A 23,101-nucleotide genomic window follows, 5' to 3' on the forward strand; every position below is an offset into this window, starting at 1 on the left:
CCGCACCGCGGGACGAACCGGGTAACGTGCCTTCGATACCGATCCGAAAAGGGAAGGACCGGGCATGTTCCGCAAAGTGCTGGTGGCCAATCGCGGCGAAATCGCGATCCGGGCGTTCCGCGCAGGTTACGAACTGGGCGCGGGCACAGTCGCCGTGTTTCCGCACGAAGACCGCAACTCGCTGCACCGGCTGAAGGCCGACGAGGCCTACGAGATCGGCGAACCGGGCCATCCGGTCCGCGCGTATCTGTCGGTCGAGGAGATCGTCAAGGCCGCGAAGAAGGCGGGCGCGGACGCGGTCTATCCGGGCTATGGCTTCCTGTCGGAGAACCCCGACCTGGCCATGGCCTGCGAAGAAGCGGGGATCACCTTCGTCGGCCCGAGCGCCGAAATCCTCGAACTGACCGGCAACAAGGCGCGTGCGGTCAAGGCGGCGCGCGAGGCCGGGGTCCCGGTGCTCGGCTCGTCGGAGCCGTCCAGCAACGTCGACGAACTGGTCGCGGCAGCCGACGAACTCGGCTTCCCGGTGTTCGTCAAGGCGGTCGCCGGCGGCGGCGGCCGGGGCATGCGCCGCGTCGAGGACCCGGCTCAGCTGCGCGAGTCGATCGAGGCCGCCGCGCGCGAGGCCGAATCCGCGTTCGGCGACCCGACCGTGTTCTTGGAGAAGGCCGTGGTCGAGCCGCGGCACATCGAGGTCCAGATCCTCGCCGACGGCGAGGGCAACGTGATCCACCTCTTCGAGCGCGACTGTTCGGTGCAGCGCCGCCACCAGAAGGTCGTCGAGCTGGCCCCCGCCCCGAACCTCGACCCGGAACTGCGCGACCGCATCTGCGCCGACGCCGTGAAATTCGCCCGGCAGATCGGCTACCGCAACGCGGGCACCGTCGAATTCCTGCTGGACCGCGAAGGCAAGCACGTGTTCATCGAGATGAACCCGCGCATCCAGGTCGAGCACACGGTCACCGAAGAGGTCACCGACGTCGACCTCGTGCAGTCCCAGCTGCGGATCGCCTCCGGGGAGACCCTCGCCGACCTCGGCCTGTCGCAGGACAAGATCTACCTGCGCGGCGCCGCGCTCCAGTGCCGCATCACGACCGAGGACCCGGCCAACGGTTTCCGGCCGGACATCGGCATGATCAGCGCCTACCGCTCGCCGGGCGGCTCGGGCATCCGGCTCGACGGCGGAACCGCGTTCTCCGGCACCGAGATCAGCGCCCACTTCGACTCGCTGCTGGTGAAACTCACCTGCCGCGGCCGCGATTTCCGCACCGCGGTCGGCCGCGCCCGCCGCGCGGTCGCCGAGTTCCGGATCCGCGGCGTGGCGACGAACATCCCGTTCCTCCAGGCGGTGCTGGACGACCCGGACTTCCGCGAGGGCAACGTCACCACGTCGTTCATCGAGGAACGGCCGCACCTGCTGACCGCACGGCACTCCGCCGACCGCGGCACGCGCCTGCTGACCTACCTCGCCGACCAGACGGTGAACCGTCCGCACGGCGAGCGTCCGCGCACTCCCGAGGCCGCGACGAAGCTGCCGAAGCTGCCCGCGGATCTCGTCCCGCCGGACGGCTCCAAGCAGAAGCTGACCCAACTCGGCCCGGAGGGATTCGCGCGCTGGCTGCGGGAAACTCCGCAGCTCGGCGTCACCGACACCACCTTCCGCGACGCGCACCAGTCGCTGCTCGCGACGCGCGTCCGGACGAAGGATCTGCTCGCCGTCGCCCCGGTCGTCGCCGCGACGGTGCCGCAGCTGCTGTCCCTGGAGTGCTGGGGCGGCGCGACCTACGACGTCGCGCTGCGATTCCTCGCCGAGGACCCGTGGGAACGCCTGGAGCAGCTGCGCAAAGCCGTGCCGAACATCTGCCTGCAGATGCTTCTGCGCGGTCGCAACACCGTCGGCTACACGCCTTACCCGACCGAGGTCACCACGGCCTTCGTCGAGGAGGCCACCGCGACCGGCATCGACATCTTCCGCATCTTCGACGCGCTCAACGACGTCGAGCAGATGCGGCCGGCCATCGAAGCCGTTCGCGCCACCGGCACCGCGGTCGCCGAGGTCGCGCTCTGCTACACCTCCGATCTGTCGGACCCGAACGAAAAGCTCTACACGCTCGACTACTACCTCAAGCTCGCCGAGCAGATCGTCGGAGCCGGGGCGCACGTGCTGGCCATCAAGGACATGGCCGGTCTGCTCCGTGCGCCCGCCGCGGCTCGGCTGGTGACCGCGCTGCGCAAGGAATTCGACCTTCCGGTGCACATCCACACGCACGACACCGCCGGCGGTCAGCTCGCCACCTACCTGGCCGCCATCCAGGCGGGCGCCGACGCGGTGGACGGCGCCGTGTCGTCGATGGCGGGCACCACGTCGCAGCCGTCGCTCGGCTCGATCGTCGCGGCCACCGACCACTCCGATCGCAGCACCGGCCTCGACCTGCACGCGATCGGCGATCTGGAGCCGTACTGGGAGAGCGTCCGCAAGATCTACGCCCCGTTCGAGGCTGGTCTCGCGTCGCCCACCGGGCGCGTCTACGACCACGAGATCCCCGGCGGCCAGCTCTCCAACCTGCGCACGCAGGCGATCGCGCTGGGCCTCGGCGACCGGTTCGAGGACATCGAAGCCATGTACGCCGCGGCGGACAAGATCCTCGGCCACCTCGTGAAGGTCACGCCTTCGTCCAAGGTGGTCGGCGACCTCGCGCTGCACCTCGTCGGCGCCGGCGTTTCCCCGGCGGACTTCGAGGCGGAGCCGAACAAGTTCGACATCCCGGACTCGGTGATCGGCTTCCTGCGCGGCGAACTGGGCGACCCGCCCGGCGGCTGGCCGGAACCGTTCCGCACCAAGGCGCTCGAAGGCCGTTCGGCGGCCAAACCGGTCGCCGAACTGTCCGAAGAGGACCACAAGGAACTCGCCGACAACCGCCGCGGCGCGCTGAACCGGCTGCTGTTCCCCGGTCCCACCAAGGAATTCCTCGCGCACCGCGACGCCTACGGCGACACCAGTGTGCTCCCGAGCAAGGACTTCTTCTACGGTCTGCGCCCGGGTGAGGAGTACTCGGTGGACCTCGAGCCCGGCGTCCGGCTGCTCATCGAGCTGGAAGCCATCGGCGAGGCCGACGAGCGCGGCATGCGGACCGTCATGTCCACGCTCAACGGCCAGCTCCGGCCGATCCAGATCCGGGACCGGTCGATCGCCTCGGACATCCCGGCCACCGAAAAAGCCGAGAAGGGCAACCCGAAGCAGATCGCCGCGCCGTTCGCGGGCGTGGTGACGCTGCAGGTGGCCGAAGGCGACCAGGTGGCGGCAGGGGCGACCGTGGCGACGATCGAAGCCATGAAGATGGAAGCGTCGATCACCGCTTCGGCGGCGGGCAAAGTCGGTCGGCTGGCAATCACCTCCGTTCAGCAGGTCGAGGGCGGAGACCTTCTCATCGTGCTCGAATAACCGGCTCCCGCGCCACTTTTTCCTGTGCGAGGGGTCCCTTCGCTCCAAACGGAGCGAGGGGACCCCTCGCACCATTTACGGCTCGCTTTTTCCGGGGTGTTCGCGCTAGCGTCGAAGCATGCTGATCAACGCGGTGCCGCAATGGCAGGGCGCGATCAGCCCCGGGGCGAAGGGGCTGATCGAGGGCTGCCGCGCACTTTCCGAACTGGCCGGGCACGTGCTCGGCAAGCCGGTGCACCACGTACGCCAGGACGCAGCGGCGTCCGACGTCGTCGCCGGGATAGCCAACCGGTCCGTGCTTACGGGCACGAACCGGCAGTTGCAGCTCGCTGCGCTCGAAGCGCCGGAAGGCCCGGTGCTCACGATCGGCGGCGACTGCGGCGTTGAGCTGGTCCCGGTCGGCGTCGCGCGTTTCCGTTACGGCGCAACGCTTGGCGTCGCGTGGTTCGACGCGCACGCGGACTTGAACACAGCGGATTCCTCGCCGTCGGGCGCGTATCACGGCATGGTGCTGCGGTCGTTGCTCGGCGAGGGCGACAAGGAGTTCGCCGCGAGTCCGGCGATCGAACGCGGCCGAGCGGTGCTGTTCGGCGCCCGCTCGCTCGATCCCGCGGAAGAGGAAGCCATTGCCGGCGGCCTCGCCGTGCGCTCCGACGATGTCGCCGGAGCGCTGAACGCCGCCGGAGCCGACCGCGTTTATCTGCATGTGGATTTGGACATTCTTGATCCCGGCGAGTTCCCCGGAGTGAATTATCCGGAGCCCGGCGGGCTCACGATCGCAGAATTGGTTGACGCAATCGACGGGCTTTCCGGAATGGAGGTCGTCGGTGCGGGCATCACGGAATGCGTCGGCACGGAAGTCGCCGCGCTGGAACCCGTGCTGGCCGCGGTGGGGAGGGTGCTGATGGAGGGCTGAACCTCCGCGCCGAGGCGGCGGGATCCGCGCCTCGTCCGGTGAGTGGACCACGGGAACGCACGGGCAAGAAGGAGGTGTGCCCGAGACCGTGCGGAAGACGGTTCACAGAACGGCGAAAACCGCGCCGGCCGGACGATCGCCCGGATTCACTGCGACGGTGCGTCCAGGCTCGCCAATGCCACGCGCACGGCGTCGACGGCTTCGTCCGGCGCGACCCCGAGTTCCCGGCTGTGCCGGGCGTATTCGACGGCCGCGTTGAGAAGCAGCGTGCCCGGATCCGGTCGTTCGGCCGGGCCGGTCACGACGGTTCCGCGTGCTCGTGCGGTGGTGACCCAGCCGGCGGCCTCGAGCTCGCGATACACGCGGGCGACGGTCCCGGAGGCGAGTCCGAGGTCCCTTGAAAGCTGACGGATCGGCGGCAGACGGGCGTCCCGGACGAGGGCGCCGGTCGTGATCGCGCGGATGATCTGGTCGTGCACCTGACGCCAGGGCGGAACCCCGCTTTCGGCGTCGACCACTACTCGCAGCGGCATCTACCGCGCTGCCGTGGTTGTCGCGCGCTGCTTGGGCGGCGGGCCGACGATCGCGAGGAACGCGGCGACGGTGGCCACGAACGCGAGGAACGAGGCGAGGTCGCCGACCGTCCAGCCGAGCGTGGCAGCCGTTCCGGTGCCGAGCCCGAGAGCGACGCGGGCGCTGCGCACGCGCAGTGCCTGGTCGACTTCCGGGTCGCCGGCGGCCGGACGCCGCACCGCGAGGAGCACGATGATCCACGACACCGCCGCCGCGCCGACAGTCACCGCCAGCGGGCCCCATTGCCGCAAAACGGCGAGATGCACGACGGCGGCGACAGTGGCCAGCCCGGAGACGATGACCGTCCACAACGGAGCGAAATCGAGTACGGCGCGTGGAGCCAGCACGGCTTCCCTGCGGGGTTCCCGCGAGGGACGCTGAGCGAGGATTTTGGCGGCGAGCCCGCCGAGCAGCACCACGAACACGAGCGAGTTCGCCGTCCGTTCTCCGACGAGATTCGTCGCGCCCGGGATGAGGGGGAGACCGAGGAACAGCCACGGATACCAGAATCGACGACGGCGCAGATAGCGCACGGCTACCGGCACCTGGTCGGCAGTCGGGTTCCGCACGCCCCATTTCGCGAGCAGTCGAGCGCCTTGTTTCTCGCCTGGCCACAACACGACGAGGATGATCAGCCCGAACAGGCCGGTAATGCCCGCGACGGCGAGCGCCGAGTCGAGTTGCATCGTGGACCCCTCCCTCTTGTATCAAGTACATGCTACAAGAGGGCCATGGGCTTTGCCGTGTGACGCTCTGTGGTCGTTTTGGCGACCCGGCGGGCCGCCGCTGAAGGCAGGTGTCCAGGTTCGCCCGTTTGCAGGCATCGCGTAGCGCACCTGGTGGTGTGTTGTCGCGATGTGCCCCTCCGACCTCGTGAACTTGTCACGAACGTGACAAGAAATCGGTTTCTTCGGGGAGTGGTGACACGTTTGGCGTTGGTTTTTCGATGTGTCGGGTGTCACCCCTCAATGGATGCGGGGGCTTCCGGCGGCGCCGTGGCGCGGTCGGGGAACCGGGGCGGAGCGAAGGAGCTGCGATGTCGGTGGAGCGGGGACTCGATCACGCTGTGCCGTCGGCTGCGCTGCCGCGCAAACTCGCCGAGATCCTGCGGCCCGAGCTGGCGAGCCTGTCCGCCGAGATCGTCGACGAAATCCGCGCGACGATTCCCGCCTACGCGCGGCCGCTCGACGGTCCGTACGGGAGATCGATCCGTGCTGGCGTCGAGTATGCGATCACGTTGTTCGTCGCGCAGATCGCCGACCCGCGGGCGTCGAAGGAACAGTCGCACGAGGTGCACCATCGGCTCGGGCAGAACGAGATGCGGGAAGGGCGGAGCCTCGACACTCTGCAGTCGGCCTACCGGGTCGGCGCGCGCGTGTCGTGGCGCCGGATCATGCGCGTCGGACGGCGGGCCGGCCTTTCGTCGGCGGTGATGTCGCAGCTGGCTGACGCGATGTTGGCGTTCATGGACGAATTGGCGTCGGTCGCGCTCGATGGCTATTTAGAGGCGAAAGCTCGCACCGCCGGCGCATTGGACACTTGGCGGCGACGGTTGCTCGGCGTCCTGCTGGAGGTCCCGGCCGCTCCGCCGAAGGCGATCGCGGAGCTGGCGCAGCTGACCGGATGGGCCGTGCCGGAACAGGCGTCGCCGATTGCCGTCCAATCGCCGCTGAACGGCAGGGCCCGCCGGCACGCGACGTTGGACTCGGACGTCCTGGCGGAGTTGGACTCCGCCGAGCCGTGCATCGTCGTGCCCGGCGCGGTCAATGGTGCGCGGCTGGCGACACTTCAGGCTGCGCTGCCGAATTGCCGACTGTCCATCGGGCCGTGTGTTCCGTTGGCGAGCCTCGCCGATTCCCTGCGCTGGGCACGCCGGACGCTGGTTCTCGCCGATCGGGGGCGAATCCCTGGTGAGCGGGTGCTGCGCGCGGAGGAATATCTCGCTTCCTTGCTGGTGCACTCGGACGGCGCGCTCACCGACCTCCTCCGCACCCGGCTTTTCGCCCCTTTGGCGGACATGACCGACAAGCAACAGGAGCGTCTGCTCGAAACGCTGCGCGCTTGGCTCGACAGTCAGGGGAACGTGGTCGAGATCGCCGAACGCCTGCAAGTCCACCCGCAGACGGTGCGGTACCGCATGCGCCAATTGCAGGCAACCTTCGGCGAGCTGCTGCGCGATCCAGCCGCGCGGTTCGAAATGGAACTGGTCTTGCGCGCGGCCGCGGACGACCGGCCACGTTCGGGGCTGTCTTGGCCGCAGCCTCTTGCCGGGGCGAATATGGTGCCCGCCAGCCGTCGGCCGACTTCGCTCGAAAATTCGTCCGGTCCAAGGTCGGGCAGGTGATTCAGGTTCGCCAGTATTTCCGGGGTCGCTTTGCCTCGAGCAGAGGGCCCGGCGGGGAGGGAACGCAACCCGGCGAACACCAGGACGGACAGCGTCGGAATCGCTGGTAGCAGCCAACGTAGCCGCTCAATGGCGAATTTTGTGTGGTTTGCGGGTGAGACTGGAGCAGTGTGCGATGAGCGCGGGCTGACGTTGGCGGCCTAGGGGCGTTCGGCTTGGCTTGCGACGACCCTTCGCGGCTTCACAAGATCGTCATGCTGGGAGAGAAGTCGGGTATTTCGACTGTCGGGTGGCACTGCACCAGAAGGTCTTGCCAGCCAGAACTTTTGTAGTGGGTTTGCAGGTGAAAGGTGAAGTCGTCGATGCCGGGGACGTTTCCGGTAGTCGAGAAGGAGACGCTTCCTGGACTCCCGGGAGCGCTGTAGGAGACGGCCGACGAGGCAGCTGGCACGATCGGCAGCGCGATGGGGTCGTTTCCCTTGCCTGCCGAGGTAGCGGTTTCAGGGATCGTGAACCCGGTGACAGAAGGCGGCGACAGCGAGCCCGCGGAGGCCGACAGCGACAAGTCGAAGGCGTGTCCGTCCGCGGCACCTCGTAGTCCGTCGATTCCTGCGGCTTGGAGGATTGCGCTGACGAACCCGGTAAGGGTGAGTGCTCCGCCGAACTCCGTCAACGTGACGGTGTCTCCCCGTCCGGCAGAAGCTGGTCCCGTGAAGTGTGCCGTGATCTCGGCGGGCTCGGGCCCGAGCGGGCCTAGCAGGCACGACAGTTGCACCGGCTGATCCGCTCCGAGTGTGTACTCCGTTCCGCTGGCGGCTGAGGCCGGTGGGGATCCAGCCAATACGGTGGCGGCTAACGCGGTTGTTGCCACGCATAATTTCCTCATTGATGACGGCACAGGTTTCCGCCCTTCATTGACGTTGCCTTCGTGGCGGTCGTGCTTGGCTGGATTGTCATGGTCTGAGCGCGCCGCGCATTCCGGTGCTGGCGGCTTCCTGTCGGGCGAGCGGATGACCGATCGGCCGCGTGCCGCGATGCTGCTAGACGAGCGGCGACCGGTGCGCGGGTGCCGGGGCCGGGCCGCCGGCTTCATGGTCGTGGTCGGCGGCCACCGGGTGAAGCAGCGGAGCGAAACCGGTGACGCCCGGTCTTCGGCGACTGGCGGAACCCCGACGGTTCCGGCAGCCGGTGCGGTGTTCGGTCTCAGCCAGGAGGCGGTGTGCTGGGGATGGGCTTGCACTTGGTGTGATCCGGATAGTCCTTGGCGGGGCAGGAGCCGAAGTTGACGTTGACGACCTTGGCCTGGTTGACGTTCGTCGTGGTGGAGGCCATGCCGGTGAGCAGCGGGCTGAGCGGTTCGGCGGTGCCGCAGTGGACGAACGGCGGCAGGGCGAAACCCCGGTAGTCGGGGTCGGGCGAATTCGGGTCCGTGCTGAGGATGCCGCCCTTCAAGGCGCTGTACGCACCGGACAGGCTGAGCGAGATCGGCTTGGCGGTGACGCAGTCCGGGCCGAGGTCAAGCGGCACGCCGTTGATTCTGGCGTTGCTCATCCGGGCCATGACCTGGATGTGCGTGGTCAGGAAATCGCCGGAGAGGACGAGCTTGCCGGTGAACTCGATCAGCTTGGAGTTGCGGTAGTCGACGGGCAGGAACTCGACGGTGGCGGTCACCGGAACGAAGCCGAAGCCGAGGAAAGTCGCGTCGACCGGGCGGAAGCCGACGTTTCCGCTGATCGTGCTCGGGTCGTGCTGGAGATAGTCGGGCGGGATGAGCAGGACCGTCCAGGTTCCGTTGAGCACCCCGGTCCGAGCGCTGGCGACGGTCGCGCCCAGCCGGTAGACGGACGAAGTCGCCGCGACCTGGACGTAGTCGAGCGGGGTGATGAGCGGGAAAGGAGGGTCGTCCTGCGGAGTAGCCGCGTCGCGGCGGGCTGAAGGCGGCGGCGACGGCGCGGTGCTCGGCTCGGTTGGCTTCTTCGGGACAGTCGTGGGCGCTCCGGTGGCGAGGATCGACGCGAGGGTGGTGGTCTGGTCGGGAAGAAGGGTGCAGGCGACCGGTGCGGTCTCGGCGGCGCCGTCGGCAGCCGGTTTCACCGCGATGGTCGGGGCTCCGACGTCGAAGCTGACCTTGCCGGGGACGGTAACCGCCTGTTCCGGCAGGTCCGCGGTCGCGGTGAGTTTCACGTCGCCTGCTGGCGGCAACGGGGTCGCGGCGATCGTGAACGGAGCGGGAATCGCGGTGCTCTTGTCGCCTTGGCGCGCGGTGAGGTCGAGGGTCAGGCCGCCGCGGATGCCGTCTGGGGCATCTGGTGCCAGCTGGACGGCGACGGCGCGCGGAAGCGTGAAAGACGCGGTCAGGGAACGGAATTTCAGCGCGGACCCGACCGGCACCGTCGCGGGCACGGTCGCGGAGACGGTGAGGGTGATCTGCTGCGAGCCGGCGGGGGCGGCGAACGGGCAGTCGAGGACGATGTCCTTGCTGACACTCTGTTCGCTGGCTGACAACGGGGGCGGTGCGGCGGGGGTGGGTGTCTCGGTCGAGGCGGAGCTGACGCCGGTGAGGGCGCCGGTGCCGATCGACAGTGCGCCGAGTACGGCAAGGGCGAGGGAAGCTGGGCGGCGGCGGGCGGAGCGCCCGCGTGGGTTCGGCATCGTGTACCTCCTCGCCCTGCGGTCCGGAAAATGGGTTCCGAGCGAAGTTACCGGTGAGTTTCGCCGGTGCGCAAGCATGGGTGGCGGACGGTCGTTTTCCGTTGCGGGAAAAGGGTTTTCTTATGGCCGGGAGCTAGTCTGGAGCCGGTTTTTCATCGGAAACTGACAAAGAATTCGCGCGTTCCCCGCGCAGGCCGCGGGACTGGGAACATCTCTGCGGGAAGCACGGAGGAAGGAGCTGCGATGGCGGCCGGACGCCGGAGATGGCGCAAGGCAGCGACGGCGGTCTTCGCGGTCGTCGTAGTGGGCGCAGGGACCTCGTCGAGCGGTCCGGCAGCCGCGACGTGGGCGCCGCAGCCGACGCGACCGAATGCGGCGGGAGCGCAGCGGGAGGCAGGCAGTGCGGCCGGCGCGGCGAACGTGCCGCAATTGACCGCCGCGGGCGGGCTTTACCAGTGGGGGACGCAAAAAGCGCCCTCGCCCATGCCACCGGCCCTGACCTCGGGTCTCTCCGCGGTTTCGGCCGGAGGAGAGTTCGCGATGGCGCTCAAGAACGGTGCCGTGCTCGCCTGGGGCGACAACAATTTCGGCGAAAGCGAAGTGCCGGCGGAACTGTCGTCGGGCACCAGCCAGATCGCTGCGGGCTGGACGCACGGCCTTGGACTCAAGAACGGCAAGGTGTATGCGTGGGGGAACGACTGGTACGGCCAGACGGAGCTTCCCGCGTCGGTCTCCAGCGGGGTCACGGCGATTTCCACCAGTGCGGTGCACAGTCTCGCGTTGCTGGCGGACGGCCGGGTGGTCAGCTGGGGGAACCGGTCGGACGTTCCGGACTTCGCGCAGTCCGGCGTCAGCGCGATCTCGGCGGGCGGGGATTACAGCCTCGTACTGAAGAACGGCTCCGTATTCGCCTGGGGCAGCAACACTTTCGGCCAGGCGACAGTTCCCGAGGCGGCGCGGTCCGGGGTGACTGCGATTTCGGCCGGGTATGAGCACGGCCTCGCGCTGAAAGACGGCGGAGTGATCGCCTGGGGGCACGACAACGACGGCCAGACCGAGGTCCCCGCGGCGGCCAAGAGCGGGGTTGTCGCCATTGATGCGGGGTGGAACCACAACCTGGTGGTCAAGGCGGACGGGTCGATGGTCCTCTGGGGCAACAACACTTACAGCCAGGCGACGGTGCCGAAACCGCCGGTGTGCGGGCCGGTCACCGGTGCGTCGGCGGGCTACGAGTACAACCTGGTGATCACGGATCTGTCGATCCGCTGCCGTCGGTGAAGCGCCAGGCGGCGAGGGTGCAGGGCCGCGTTTCCGGTGCGTTGGAACGGGGTCACGACTGTTCGTCTCGGGTCGAGCCGGTTGCCGGACGTTGAACGGAGCCGGTTTCCGGTGCGCTGGGAAGCTCGGGCGTTGAACCGGTTTCTCGTTCGCCGCACCAGCGGATCGTTGCCCGCATGCTGAGGAAGGCGCTTCTCCGTGTCACGACGGGAAGCGGTTCTCAGGTGCCAGACCGGGGCACACGGCCGGGCGGGAGCTGGTCTTCTGGTTGGCTGCGCCGGTCCTGGATACGACGGCGGAGGGGCGGCACTCGGCCGCCCCTCCGCCGGAATGGGTCAGGAAATGGTGCCCGAGGGGCTGAAGCTGGTGCCCGACGGGGCGCTGCACTGCATGGTCCACGGGGTCCAGCTGCCGTCTGACGCCTTGTGGAACTCGAGTTGCGCGGAGAGTCCCGTGTCGAGGCCGAACGTCACCGTGCCGGGGGTGCTCGGCGCCGTGTAGGTCGGGATCGACGACGTCGAGGTCTGGGCGATGTTCACCGTGATCGCGCCGCCCGCCGGGTAGATCTGCTCCGGGATCTGCAGGCCGGAGGCGTCCGACGGGGAGAGCGAACCGTTGTCGACGGTGATCGGGACGTCGGCGGTGCCGCGGATTCCGTCGTATCCCGCGGCGGTGAGCAGCGCGTGGACCAGCGCGGTGATGGTCGCGGTGCCGGAAACATTGGACGGCGTCGTGGTGCCGTTGACGGGGATCGTGTCCGGGCCGCCGAACTGCGCGGTGATCGCCACGTTCTGTGCCGGGATGGCCGGGAACGTGCAGCTGTAGTTCGCGGGGCCGGCCTGGTAGGTCGCGGTGGCGGCCGAGGCCGTGCCTGCGGTGAGGACCGCGATCGCGCCTACCGCGACGCCGGTCACCACGCCCGTGGACAGTTTGCTGAGCCGGGGCATACCATTCTCCTTAGATCGGACTGCAGTTTTCGCGGCGATCCTGCGCAGTGGGGACGGAGGTTTCCGCGGATTCCGTTCCGGACCAGGTTTTCGGGAACGGGGATCGGCTCGGTGAGCAATACCGGCCGCGAGCCCAAGGTTACCCGCGAGTTCAGTCGGCAACAACCCTGGTCAGCGCCTTGTCCGCGAGTCGGCGACTGGACCGATTCTTTTGTCATCGGCCGCGTAAACAGTATCGGCGTTTCGTGTGAGCATGACAATTGTGCTCAGGTTGTATATGCGAAAACGGAGTTCCGGAAACATTTTCCGGCACTCCGTTTTCGGGTGGTTGATCAGTTCTTGGAGGTCAAGGTCAGCGAGATGGTGTTGTCCGGTCCGGACACCAGTGCGCCGAGCGCGAGGTCGGCGATGAAGCAGTTCTTGAAGTCCGGGATGGTGTAATTCCCGGTGAGCGTGATCGGCTTGGTGATGTCGACGTTCGCCGCGGTCAGGGTCAGGTCGATCGGCTTGACGGTCGTGCAGCTGCCGGGCACGGTCGGGACCGGGAAGACCGGCACGATCGGGCCCGCCCAGATGTCGCTGATCTCCATGTTCGCGGTTTCGTGCGTGGTGAGGGTGCCGTTCGCGAGGGTGCCAGTAGCGGGTGCGGTCGGGGTGACGGTGACCTTCGCCTTGATCTTGAAGCCGCCCGCGAGCAGCGAAATGTGCGCGGTGGCCGGCGGCAATTGCAGATTGGCGTTGAGACCGACGGCTCCGGTTTGATCGTCGACCAGGAGATTTCCGGCGAGACTTCCGGGGCCGAGGTCGAGGGTGCTTCCGGTCTTCTTCACGACCGTGCTGCCCGTTACCGAGTAGGAGATCGGAATGGGTATTTCGGTCGCTGATGCGGGAACGGCGGAGGCGAGGCTGACCGCGGTCGCGGCGGCCGCTGCGAGCACGCCGATTCTGGCGATCCGGGAAATGGGCATGACGGTACTCCTTCGGCGGTGAGGAAACAGAATTTCATCGGGGAGCTAGATCGGTGACGAACCAGTTTCCGTCAATGCGTTCAGCGGTGACGGCCAGTTGCGCGGCGGCTGTCTCGGGAGTGGCGGAATTCCCCCTCGTGGCGGACTGGTCGAGGAAAACGAGCAACTGTGCGTGATCGTTCGTGAGGTGCTGGACGGAGGCGGCGGAGACGCGGGAGGTGAGAGTCAGGCGTTGGCTCGGGGCCATCGTGCGGACTTGGGCGAAGAGTTTTTCGTAGGAATCGCGGGCGTGGCCGCGGAGCAGGGTGGCGGCGGCGTTCTCGGTGACGTCGGTTTTGTCGTAGGTGTAGGAGAAGATCTTGTTGAGGGTGAGGCTGATGGCGGAAGTAGCCGCGGCGGTCGCGGGCTGATCGGTCAGCGCGCGGTTCGAGGCGGCGGCGGACGCGCTGGTGGAACGGGCTTCGACGGTGCACCAGACGCCGACGGCGGTGAACAGGACGGTCAAGGACAGGAGGAGAGCGAGGAGGCGGGTGTTGCGGGGATGCTCGGCGTTGGGGCCGGGAGCGGGAGGTTTGGCGGGTTCGGTGTCGGCGGGTGGTTGGTGGGGATCGGAGGTTGTTGTGGTGTGGGGAGTTGAGTCGGTGCGGGAGGAGGTGGCGGTCGCGGGAGAGGGTGGCTGAGCGGTGGTGTGTGCTGGCTGAATGGCTGCCGCGGTGGTTCGCTGGTCGGTGGCTGAGGCTTGGGCGGGGTTCGCGGGTGGCTGGGCGGATTCGGCTGGGGCAGTGGCGTGCTCGGGAGCGGTGTGCGCTGCTGCGGTGGTCTCGGGTTCGGAAGATGCCTTGGCAGTTCCGGCACCGGAAGTGCGTGGCTGGACGGCTGCGGCTGGTGGCTGGTCGGTACTTGCTGCATGCGGCTGCGCGGAATCGGCCGCAACAGCGCTCGGCTGCGCGGAGTCGGTTGCGGCCCCAGCGGAGTCAGCGGGTTCGGTGCGTGGCTTCCGCCGGTGCAGGGAGAGCTTCATGACCCCGCCACCCCCAGTTGCTCCAGTGAGCTGAGTTTCCAGCCGGAAGCTGTGCGGGTCATGGTCGCGGCCAGGCGGGTGCGGCGGATGGGCTGTGCGGTGCCGTCCTTGGTGACGGTGATTTCCACGGAAGCCAGAAGTTTCGCGGTACCGGCTTCGGCGTCTAGGTCGGAGAGTCCGGCGTCTAGGACGTGGCCTGTGGTGGCGGAGCCGTCGGGCGGGATGTTGCTGGGCAAGGTCGACTGGAGAGAGCCGGTCGTCGCGGATTGCCAGTGGGTCAGGGTTTGGTCGCGGTGTTGGGGGTCGAAGGTGGTGACCGTGGTGATCAGGGCGCGGCCGGCGGTGACGGCTTCGTCGCGGGTCGCGCCTGCGGTCGAGGCGGGAGCGGTCGCGGCGGCGTGCCATGACCAGGCTGACCAGGCGGCGAAAGCGGCGGCTGCGGTCAGGGCGATTCCGGCGGCCCACGTCCACCTGCGAGGGGATTTTGCGGTCGTGGGGGAGGCAGTTGTGTCGGTCGCGGAGTCGGCGACGGGTGAGGACTCCGCGTCAGGCAGCAAATCGGAGGAGGTTGTGTCGGTCGACGAGTCGGCGACAAGCGAAGACTCCGCGGCAGGCAGCAAAACGTCGTCGACGGAGGAAGTCTCGTCCGCTGAGACCGTCAGTTTCCCCGGCGTAGCCACAGCATCTCCTCCAGATCAGTCGACGTCGGAAGTCCGGCAGCCGCCGCGGGGAGGCCGCCTGGGTGGGCGGGCTCTGGGACTCCGGGGTGTGGTGCGTGCTGGGAGCCGCGCACCGACGACGGGTCTCCGGCGGGCAGCGTGCAGGCCGCTGAGGTGTTGAACGGGAGCACCGGAAGCTCGGCGCTGCTGCGGATCTTCGTGCTCTCGTAGCCTTTCCGGCACGGCGGCGGGTCGAAGAACGTCAGGGCCAGTGAAAGCCGTCCGCTGTCGGGGGTGATGGCTGACGACGTTGCGGCTACGGTTTTCGGCAGCGTCACCAGCAGTTGCTCCAGGCCGTCGGTACGGGCGCTGAAGACGTCGGCTGTCGTCAAAAGATTGGCCATCAGGATGGGGAGGCCGGGGCTGTTGTCGCGCAGCAAGCCCGTCACCTGGGTAGCAGCCGGCGGGGCGGTCGCGATCAGCTGGCGCAGGTCACCGTCCGACGAAGCCAGTTGCGAGGCGAACAGGTGGGCGTTCCGGCTGAAGTCGCGCCACGCGGTCGAGGACGCGGCTTGCGTTTTCAGGACTGTCGAGCCGTCGTCGAGGAGTTTTGTGGTTTGGGGCAGGTGGGCGGAGGCGGAATCGGTGAAGGATCTCGCGGTGTCCATCAGCAACTGCAGGTCTGGGCCGCTGCCTTGCAGGGCGTTGTCCAGTTCGTTGACCACGGTGCGCAGGTCCTCGGTCGGGACCGAGGCCGTTAGCGAGTCCACGTCGGACAAGAAGGTCTGCACGGGAAGGGGCAGGGTGGTGGAGCTGCGGGGGATGACGCTGCCGTCTTCCAGGTAGGGACCCCGGTCGGTGGTCGGTTGCAGGTCGACATATTGCTCGCCGACGGCGGAGCGGTTCGCGACGATTGCGCGGGCGTTCGAGGGGATCTGCGGGGCGGAGGTGTCCAGCAGCAGATCCGCTTCCATGCCGTGTTCGGTCAGGCGTAATTGGCCGATCCGGCCGACTGCCACGCCTCGGTAGGTGACCTCGCCGTTGGTGAAGATGCCGCCGCCTTCGGAAAGTTCCAGGTGCACGGTGTAGGTCCCGGCTCCGAAAAGGCGCGCGATCCCGGCGTATTTCGCGCCGACGAACGAGGTCGCGGCCAGCGCGACTATCACGAAGGCGATGACCTGGATCCGGATCCGTCTGGTGAGCATCACTGACCCCCGGAAGGGGGAGGCAGTGTCGGAAGGCCGGGCGGGACGCCTTGACCCGGCGGCGGCAGCGGGACACCGGCACCCGGAGTGACCGTGGCGTAGACGTTCAGGTAGTCGCCCTTGATCGCGTCCAGGACGGGGTCGGTGAAGGGGAACGAGGGCAGGATTTCCAGCGCCTTCGGCAGGTTCTGCCCCGCATCGGCCAGGCGGCGCAGGATGGGAGCGAGTGCGCGCAGGTCGGCGGCCAGGTCGTCGCGGCTCTTGTTCGTGACATCAGTGGCCACTGTGGACAGTTGGTCCAGCGATTGCAGCATCGTTACCAGTTGCGGCCGCTGGTCGGTGAGGGTCTTCAGACCGGGGGTCAGGTCGGTGAGGGCGTCGGCGATCTGCTGGTTCCGGTCGGCCAGCGACGCCGACAGGTGGTTGAGACCGTCCAGCGCGGCGGTGATGTCGCGGCGGTGCGCGTCGAGGTTCGTCATCAGCTGGTTGACCCCGGACAGGAAACTGCGGATCTCCTCCTCGTTGCCGTCCATGGCCTTCGTCAGTTCGCGGTTGATCGTCTGCAACTGCCCGATCCCGCCGCCGTTGAGCAGCAGCGACAGTGCACCGAAGATCTCCTCGAACTCCGGGTTCCGGTTGGTTCGCGACACCGGGATGACCGCCTTGTCGCCCAACTGCCCGGAGGGGGACGCGACCGGCGCGGCCAGTTCCACGAACTTCTCGCCCAGCAGCGACGATTGCCGCAGCCGGGCGACGGCGTTCGCGGGCAGGTGGACGTCGCCGTTCACCGCCAGGACGGTTTCGGCGGTCCAGCCGTCCGCGCCCAGGCGGATCGATTGGACCCGCCCGACCGGGACGTCGTCCACCTTCACCGCGGCTTGCGGCACCAGGTCCAGGACGTCGGCGAATTGGACGGTGACCTCGTACGGATGCGCGCCGAGGTCCGCACCGCCGGGCAGCGGGAGGTCGTAGACGCCCCGGAAGCCGCCGGGTGCGGCGCAGCCGGCCAGCGTGCTCACTGCCAGCGCAAGGAAGAGCCTTCGCGCCTTCATTGGCCACCTCCCGTCACGGCCGCGTCCGTCGTCGGGAACGGCAGGTAATCCAGCAGGTCAGCGCGGCCTTGCAGACGTCCGGTTTCCGGATCGACCGCGTTCAGCACGTTCTGCGCGGCCAGCGGCGCGACGTCCAGCGCTTCGGCCAGCGACGCGCGTTGGTCGACCAGCGTCTGCGTCGTCTTGGCCAGTTTGTCTACATTGGACTTGATCGCGGCCCGGTTGTCCCGGATGAAGCCCTGGACCGAAGCCAGCGCGCCGCCGAGCGAGCGCAACGCGTCGGACAGTTCGCCGCGGTTCTCCGCCAAGGTGGCCGACACCTTGGCCAGCTGCTGGTTCACGTCGGCGACCTGATGGTCGTTCGTGGCGAGCATGGTGGTGAACTTCTGCAGTTCGTCGACGGTTCTGAACAGGTCCTGCGAATTGCCCGCCAGGGTGCGGGCGAGGCGGGCGAAGTCGCGGACGGAGCTGTTGAACGCCTTGCCGTTGCCGTCCAGGTTCGCCGCGCCGGTGCGGAGGAGGTCGGACAGCGCGCCGTGGGAGTTCGCGCCGTTCGGGCCGAGCGCTTTGCTCAGCGTGTCCAGGCTCGAATACAGCTGGTCCAGCTCCACTGGCGTGCCCGTGCGGGCAGTGCCGATCACCGCGCCGTCGGCTAAACGTGGGCCGCCTCGGGCGAGTTTGCCCAGCTGGACATAGCGGTCGGCGACCACGCTCGGCGCGATGACCAGCGCGGTGGTGTCGGCGGCGACGGGGATGTGCGGATCTACCGATAAGTCGACACGAACCTGACTGCCCTGCGGAAGGACCGCGGTGACCTCGCCGACCTTCACCCCGAGCACCCGGACGTCGGATCCACTGTAGACACCGACTGCCCGCGAAAAGTACGCCGTGACGCGGTATCGGCCGGACCCGGAGAACACCCACCACAGGACGCCGCAGACCACCAAGGCCATGACCAGCAGGAAGACGACGAAACGGTACGCGCGCGTGGTCATTTCGCGCCTTCCTTCGGCGGGGTGCACGGATCGCGGTTCTCCGGCAGGAGGCCGCACAGGTAGCTGTCGATCCAGCGGCCGTTGCCGGCGGTGTTGGTCAGCACGCGGAAGTACGGCCCGGCGAGCTTGAGGCTTTGCGCGAGGTTCTCGTCCTGCCGTTGCAGCAGATCGGTCACGCGGCCGAGCTGCTGCAACGCCGGTGCGAGCTGCGCCGTGTTGTCCGCGACGAGCCCGGACAGCTGCTTCGCGAGCTGCTGGGTGCCGACGAGCAGCTGGTGGATCGCGTCGCGGCGGTGGTCCAGTTCGGTGAGCAGCAGGTCGCCGTCTTTGACGAGTTTCTCGAAGTCGTCGTTGGAGTTGGCGATCGTGGTGGTCAGTTTGCGCGCGTTGGCCAGCAGTTCCGCGATCTCGTTGTCGCGCGAGGAGATCGTTTTCGACAGCGCGCTCAGCCCGTCCAGCGCGGTGCGGACGTGCTGCGGCGAGTTGCGGAAGGTGTCGCTGATCGTGGAGAAGCTGGTCGCGAGCTGCTTCGTGTCGATCGCGCCCGCGGTGTCGGCGAGGCCGTTGAACGCGTCGGTCACGTCGTACGGGGTCACCGTGCGGTCGCGCGGGATCGGCTGGTCCGGGTCCTGCTCCGCCCGCCCGGCCGGGTCGAGAGCCAGGAACTTGCGGCCCAGCAACGTCTTGATCTTGATCTGCGCCGACGTCCGGTTGCCGATCCAGGCGTTCTTGACCCGGAAACTGACCACCACGTGGTCGTCGTCCAGGTCCACCTGGGACACTTCGCCGACCTTGATCCCGGCGATCCGCACCTCGTCGTCCGCCTGCAGCCCGGCGGCCTCGCTGAATTCGGCCTGGTAGGTGGTGCCGCCGAGGAACGGCAGGCGGTTGTAGTTCAGCGTGCCGGTGAGCACCGCGGCCAGCGCGAGGCTGCCGACGACCCCCAGCACGAGCGGATTGCGCTCCCGGAACGACTTCACGCGCCACACCTCGCCGCGGTCTCCGCCACGCCGCGCGGCGGCGACGTCTCCAGGACGGCTTTGCACAGATAGAAGTTCATCCACGAGCCGTACGACCCGAGCGTGCCGATGCGGTCCATCTTCTTGGGCAGCGTGGTCAATGCCTTGTCCACGTCGGCCTCCCCCTTGTTCAGGTTCCGGGTCAGCGCGTCGAGACCGGAGATGCTGTCCTTGAGCCCGGGCCGGATCTCGGTGAGCAGCCCGCTGGTGGACTGCGTCAGCTCGGCCAGCCCGGACACCGCGTCGCCGATCGCCGTGCGGTCCTCGGCGAGCCCGGACACGAGCTGGCGCAGCGTCGACACCAGCGTCGCGAGCGAATCTCCCTTGCCGTTCACGGTTTTCAGCACCGAGTTCAGGTTGCCGATCACCTCGCCGATGACCTGGTCGCGGCTGGCGAGCGTGCTGGTGAGCGATCCGGTGTGCTGCAGCAGTTCGGTCACCGTGCCGCCTTCTCCTTGCAGCACTTGGACGATCTCGCCGGACAGGTCGTTGACGTCCTTTGGTGAGAGGGCCTGGAAGAGCGGTTTGAAACCGTTGAACAGGTCGGTCAGGTCGAGCGCCGGAGTCGTGCGGTCCAGCGGGATTTCGCCGCCGGACGGCAACACCCCGGCCGGGTCGCGGGGGCGCTCCAAAGCGAGATAGCGCTGGCCGACCATGTTGCGGTACTTGATCACCGCGGTCACGTTGGCGGGCACCGTGCGGCCGTCTTCCAGTGAGAAGCTGACGTGCGCGCGGTTCTGGTCGACGACGTCGAGGCCTTCGATCTGCCCGACCTTCACCCCGGAAATCCGCACGTCGTCGCCGACATTCAGCGCGGTGGCGTCGACAAAAGTGGCCCCGTACCGCTGGCTCCCGCCGACCGAGCCGCCGGTGATCGACAACGCGAGAACGACCGTCGCGAGCACGGTGACCAGGATGAAGATCAGGCTTTTGACCAGGGGAGCGGCAAGGTTTCTCACTTCGCCGTCACCTCCGTTCCGCGATAGAGCGGGCCGACCAGGACGCTGCTCCACATCGGCACGTCAGCGGTCGGAACACCCAGCTGGGGCGCGAGCAACGGGCCCAGGAACTGCTGCTCCTGCGGGGAATTCGCGATACCGAGGTCGCCGGTCGACGGCACGGTCGCCGGAGTGCCCGCGGTCGGCGTCACCCCGCTCGGGTAGCAGCGCGGGCCGGTCTTCTCGGTGTACGCCGGATCGTCCTTGCCCGGCACGTATTTCCCGCGCGACTTGGACACGGTGACCTCGACGTGCAGCCCGGGTTCCTTCGTTCCGGCGCCGAGGACCTTGTCCATCGACGGTTTTAAGTCGGTGAGCGCCTGTAGAGTGCAAGGGAAGCTGGGGGAGTACTTAGCACCGATTTCGAGCGGACGGCGGCTGTCCGCGGACAACGCGATGATGTTGTTCCGGTTCTGCTGCAGGAACGTCGTGAGGTCCTGCGACGACGTGGTCACCTGCTGATACAGCGAGCCGAGGTCTGTGCGCTTGGCGTTGATCGTGCCGAGGGTGACTGACGAATCGGTGAGCGCGTCGAGCAGATCGGGTGCGATGTCGCCGTACATCTGGGTGACGGTGGCGAGGTCGCGCACGTTTCGGTCGAGCTGCGGAAGGTTCGGGTTGAACCGCCGCAGGTAGTCCGACGCGGTCGCCAACGTCTGGCCCAGCTGTTCGCCGCGGCCTTGCAGCGCGGTGGAAACCGCGGTCAGCGTGGTGGCCAGTTTCTGCGGCTGCACGGCCTTCAGCACCGGGAGCAGGTTGTCGAAGACGCGCTCCAGCTCGATCGCGTTCGCCGACCGGTCCTGCGAGATCACGTCTCCGGCCCGCAACGGGCGCTTCCGGCCGGTGTCCGGAATGGACAGTTGGACGTACCGTTCGCCGAACAGGGTCTTGGGCACCAGCAACGCGGACACGTTGACCGGCAGCCATTGCACCTGCTCCGGGTCCAGCGCGAGCGAGATCTCCGCACCGCCGCGGATCGCGCGCACGCCGCGGATCTCGCCGACCACGACGCCGCGCGCCTTCACCTGCCCGCCCGCGCGCAGCTGGTTGCCGACGCGGTCGGCTTGGAGCATCACCGGGACCGTCGTGGTGAAGTCCTTGTTGTAGATCTTCACCGTGAGCAGCACGAACGCCGAAAGCGCCGCCAGGAACAGCACCCCGGCGGTGCGGACTCCGGTCTTGTGCCAGCGCCGGTTCATCCGGCCACCTGCACGGTCGTCGTCGCGCCCCAGATCGCGAGGCTGAGGAAGAAGTCCAGCACGCTGATCGCGACAATCGCCGTCCGCACCGCCCGGCCCACCGCGACGCCGACGCCCGCCGGACCGCCGCTCGCGCGGAAGCCGTAATAACAATGCGCGAGCACCACGACGACGCTGAAGATCAGCACTTTCCCGAACGACCACAGCACGTCGCCGGGCGGCAGGAACAGCAGGAAGTAATGGTCGTACGTGCCCGCCGACTGCCCGAAGCCCCACACCGTGACCTGCCTCGACGCGAGATACGACGACAACAGGCCCACCGCGTACAGCGGAATCACCGCGATGAACCCGGCGATCACCCGCGTGGTCACCAGATACGGCACGCTCGGGATGCCCATCACCTCGAGCGCGTCGATCTCCTCCGAGATCCGCATCGCGCCCAGTTGCGCCGTGAACCCGCAGCCGACCGTCGCCGACAACGCCAGCCCGGCCACCAAAGGCGCGATCTCGCGGGTATTGAAGTACGCCGAAATGAACCCGGCGAACGCCGACGTGCCCACCTGGTTCAGTGCCGAATACCCTTGCAGCCCAACGACAGTCCCGGTCGCGACGGTCATCCCGACCATCACGCCGATGGTCCCGCCGATCACCGCGAGCGCGCCGCTGCCGAAGCTCACCTCGGCCAGCAGCCGGACGATCTCGCGCAGGTACCGGCGCACCGCGCGCGGCACCCAGCCGAGCGCGCGCAGGAAGAACAGGATCTGGTCGCCGAGGGTGTCGAGGAAGCCCAGCCTGCGGTCGATGGCCTCGAGCACGCGCGTCGGAGTCGGGGTGGCCATCAGCTTCCCTTCGGCGGCACGAGCTGGAGGTAGACCGTGGTGAGGACCAGGTTCAGCACGAACAGCAGCAGGAACGTGATCACGACGGACTGGTTCACCGCGTCGCCGACGCCCTTCGGCCCGCCGCGCGGGTTCAGTCCGCGATACGACGCGACGACCGCGGCGACGAACCCGAACAGCAGCGCCTTGATCTCGCTGATCCACAGGTCCGGCAGTTGCGCCAGCGCGGAGAAACTCGCCAGGTACGCGCCCGGGGTGCCGCCCTGCATGATCACGTTGAAGAAGTAGCCGCCGAGCACGCCGACCACGCTGACCATGCCGTTGAGGAACACCGCCACGCCCATCGCGGCCAGCACCCTCGGCACGATCAGCCGCTGGATCGGCGAAACCCCCAGCACCTCCATCGCGTCGATTTCCTCGCGGATGGTGCGGGAACCGAGGTCGGCGCACATCGCGCTGCCGCCCGCGCCCGCGATCAGCAGCGCGGTCACGATCGGGCTGGCCTGCTGGATGATCGCGAGCACGCTCGCCGCGCCGGTGAACGACTGCGCGCCGATCTGCGTGGTCAGCGACCCGATGTGCAGCGCGATCACCGCGCCGAACGGGATCGACACCAGCGCGGTCGGCAGGATCGACACGCTCGCGATGAACCAGAACTGCTGCACGAGTTCGCGGAACTGGAACGGGCGGCGGAACGTCAGCCGGACGACGTCGAGCCCCAGCGCGTAAAGCCGGCCGGTCTGGTGCAGTGCCGCGGCGCCGGGAAACGCCATCGCCCGACCTCCCAGCAATTTCCGGGCACGGCGGAATGCCCGCCGAACGCCCGTTCCGATGCTGGTCCGAATGGCGGACCGGTCCGGTGCGGAAACTGCGGCGGGGTTACCGTGCGGTTTCGTTACTGGTCAGTACGCTAACGAGGGCCTTGCCCGCAGACAAGAACTTGCCCCGTCATCCGGGGTCACGGCGCAGTAACCGCCGAATTCTTGTGCGGTTG

20 protein-coding genes are annotated in these 23,101 nt (G+C 68.0%); 4 read left to right on the top strand and 16 right to left on the bottom strand.

The window, feature by feature from the left end:
• Nucleotides 1-64 precede the first annotated feature (64 nt).
• Both PUT80_RS31555 and PUT80_RS31560 read left to right on the top strand, forming a co-directional pair.
• Nucleotides 65-3,442, top strand: a complete 3,378-nt coding sequence (locus tag PUT80_RS31555; RefSeq protein ID WP_134727847.1) for a pyruvate carboxylase — start codon at nt 65-67, stop codon at nt 3,440-3,442.
• Nucleotides 3,443-3,560: 118 nt separating this feature from the next.
• Nucleotides 3,561-4,358 carry an arginase family protein gene (locus tag PUT80_RS31560; RefSeq protein WP_037811692.1) on the top strand — a complete coding sequence of 266 codons (798 nt, stop codon included), beginning with the start codon at nt 3,561-3,563 and terminating at the stop codon, nt 4,356-4,358.
• A gap of 146 nt (nt 4,359-4,504) precedes the next feature.
• Here PUT80_RS31560 and PUT80_RS31565 read toward each other — a convergent pair whose 3' ends face one another.
• Nucleotides 4,505-4,891, bottom strand: a complete 387-nt coding sequence (locus tag PUT80_RS31565; protein WP_275294360.1) for a GntR family transcriptional regulator — start codon at nt 4,889-4,891, stop codon at nt 4,505-4,507.
• Nucleotides 4,892-5,617, bottom strand: coding sequence for a hypothetical protein (locus tag PUT80_RS31570; protein ID WP_275294361.1), 726 nt, complete (start codon nt 5,615-5,617; stop codon nt 4,892-4,894).
• Between the two features lie 350 nt (nt 5,618-5,967).
• Between PUT80_RS31570 and PUT80_RS31575 the strand changes: the two genes are divergently transcribed.
• Nucleotides 5,968-7,275 (top strand): PucR family transcriptional regulator, encoded by a 1,308-nt coding sequence (locus PUT80_RS31575; RefSeq protein WP_275294362.1) that lies wholly within the window; start codon nt 5,968-5,970, stop codon nt 7,273-7,275.
• Nucleotides 7,276-7,516: 241 nt separating this feature from the next.
• On the opposite strand, the gene PUT80_RS31580 is transcribed toward PUT80_RS31575, so the two are convergent.
• A complete protein-coding gene (locus PUT80_RS31580; RefSeq protein WP_275294363.1) occupies nt 7,517-7,948 on the bottom strand; it encodes a hypothetical protein in 432 nt (143 codons plus the stop codon).
• A gap of 530 nt (nt 7,949-8,478) precedes the next feature.
• Complete coding sequence (locus PUT80_RS31585; RefSeq protein ID WP_205673050.1) at nt 8,479-9,927, bottom strand: DUF6801 domain-containing protein; 1,449 nt, start codon at nt 9,925-9,927, stop codon at nt 8,479-8,481.
• Nucleotides 9,928-10,170: 243 nt separating this feature from the next.
• Here PUT80_RS31585 and PUT80_RS31590 point away from each other — a divergent pair, with 243 nt between their 5' ends.
• A complete protein-coding gene (locus tag PUT80_RS31590) occupies nt 10,171-11,205 on the top strand; it encodes a hypothetical protein (RefSeq protein WP_134727853.1) in 1,035 nt (344 codons plus the stop codon).
• A 335-nt stretch (nt 11,206-11,540) separates the two neighbouring features.
• On the opposite strand, the gene PUT80_RS31595 is transcribed toward PUT80_RS31590, so the two are convergent.
• The 12 genes from PUT80_RS31595 to PUT80_RS31650 form a co-directional block, all read right to left on the bottom strand.
• Nucleotides 11,541-12,152 carry a DUF6801 domain-containing protein gene (locus tag PUT80_RS31595; RefSeq protein ID WP_238607883.1) on the bottom strand — a complete coding sequence of 204 codons (612 nt, stop codon included), beginning with the start codon at nt 12,150-12,152 and terminating at the stop codon, nt 11,541-11,543.
• Between the two features lie 332 nt (nt 12,153-12,484).
• Nucleotides 12,485-13,120 carry a hypothetical protein gene (locus PUT80_RS31600; protein WP_037811678.1) on the bottom strand — a complete coding sequence of 212 codons (636 nt, stop codon included), beginning with the start codon at nt 13,118-13,120 and terminating at the stop codon, nt 12,485-12,487.
• Nucleotides 13,121-13,154: 34 nt separating this feature from the next.
• Nucleotides 13,155-13,625 (bottom strand): hypothetical protein, encoded by a 471-nt coding sequence (locus PUT80_RS31605; protein WP_275294364.1) that lies wholly within the window; start codon nt 13,623-13,625, stop codon nt 13,155-13,157.
• Between the two features lie 512 nt (nt 13,626-14,137).
• Complete coding sequence (locus tag PUT80_RS31610; protein WP_275294365.1) at nt 14,138-14,821, bottom strand: hypothetical protein; 684 nt, start codon at nt 14,819-14,821, stop codon at nt 14,138-14,140.
• Nucleotides 14,800-16,005, bottom strand: a complete 1,206-nt coding sequence (locus PUT80_RS31615; protein WP_275294366.1) for an MlaD family protein — start codon at nt 16,003-16,005, stop codon at nt 14,800-14,802. Before PUT80_RS31615 ends, PUT80_RS31610 begins: the two co-directional genes overlap by 22 nt.
• Nucleotides 16,005-17,057, bottom strand: a complete 1,053-nt coding sequence (locus PUT80_RS31620; protein ID WP_037811674.1) for an MCE family protein — start codon at nt 17,055-17,057, stop codon at nt 16,005-16,007. Before PUT80_RS31620 ends, PUT80_RS31615 begins: the two co-directional genes overlap by 1 nt.
• Nucleotides 17,054-18,052: an MCE family protein gene (locus tag PUT80_RS31625; protein ID WP_275294367.1), complete on the bottom strand. Its 999-nt coding sequence runs from the start codon at nt 18,050-18,052 to the stop codon at nt 17,054-17,056. The genes PUT80_RS31620 and PUT80_RS31625 overlap by 4 nt, the downstream gene beginning before the upstream one ends.
• Nucleotides 18,049-19,032 carry an MCE family protein gene (locus tag PUT80_RS31630; RefSeq protein WP_275294368.1) on the bottom strand — a complete coding sequence of 328 codons (984 nt, stop codon included), beginning with the start codon at nt 19,030-19,032 and terminating at the stop codon, nt 18,049-18,051. Before PUT80_RS31630 ends, PUT80_RS31625 begins: the two co-directional genes overlap by 4 nt.
• Nucleotides 19,029-20,030 carry an MCE family protein gene (locus PUT80_RS31635; protein ID WP_037811670.1) on the bottom strand — a complete coding sequence of 334 codons (1,002 nt, stop codon included), beginning with the start codon at nt 20,028-20,030 and terminating at the stop codon, nt 19,029-19,031. Before PUT80_RS31635 ends, PUT80_RS31630 begins: the two co-directional genes overlap by 4 nt.
• Complete coding sequence (locus tag PUT80_RS31640; protein ID WP_275294369.1) at nt 20,027-21,268, bottom strand: MCE family protein; 1,242 nt, start codon at nt 21,266-21,268, stop codon at nt 20,027-20,029. Before PUT80_RS31640 ends, PUT80_RS31635 begins: the two co-directional genes overlap by 4 nt.
• The gene (locus tag PUT80_RS31645; protein ID WP_037712855.1) at nt 21,265-22,107 is read right to left on the bottom strand and encodes an ABC transporter permease; all 843 of its coding nucleotides are present in this window, start codon (nt 22,105-22,107) and stop codon (nt 21,265-21,267) included. Before PUT80_RS31645 ends, PUT80_RS31640 begins: the two co-directional genes overlap by 4 nt.
• Entirely contained in the window at nt 22,107-22,880 is a 774-nt protein-coding gene (locus tag PUT80_RS31650; RefSeq protein ID WP_037811666.1) for an ABC transporter permease, read from the bottom strand. Before PUT80_RS31650 ends, PUT80_RS31645 begins: the two co-directional genes overlap by 1 nt.
• Nucleotides 22,881-23,101 lie beyond the last annotated feature (221 nt).

It is taken from the genome of Amycolatopsis sp. La24, from assembly GCF_029087445.1.
In the GTDB taxonomy this organism is placed as follows: domain Bacteria; phylum Actinomycetota; class Actinomycetes; order Mycobacteriales; family Pseudonocardiaceae; genus Amycolatopsis; species Amycolatopsis nivea.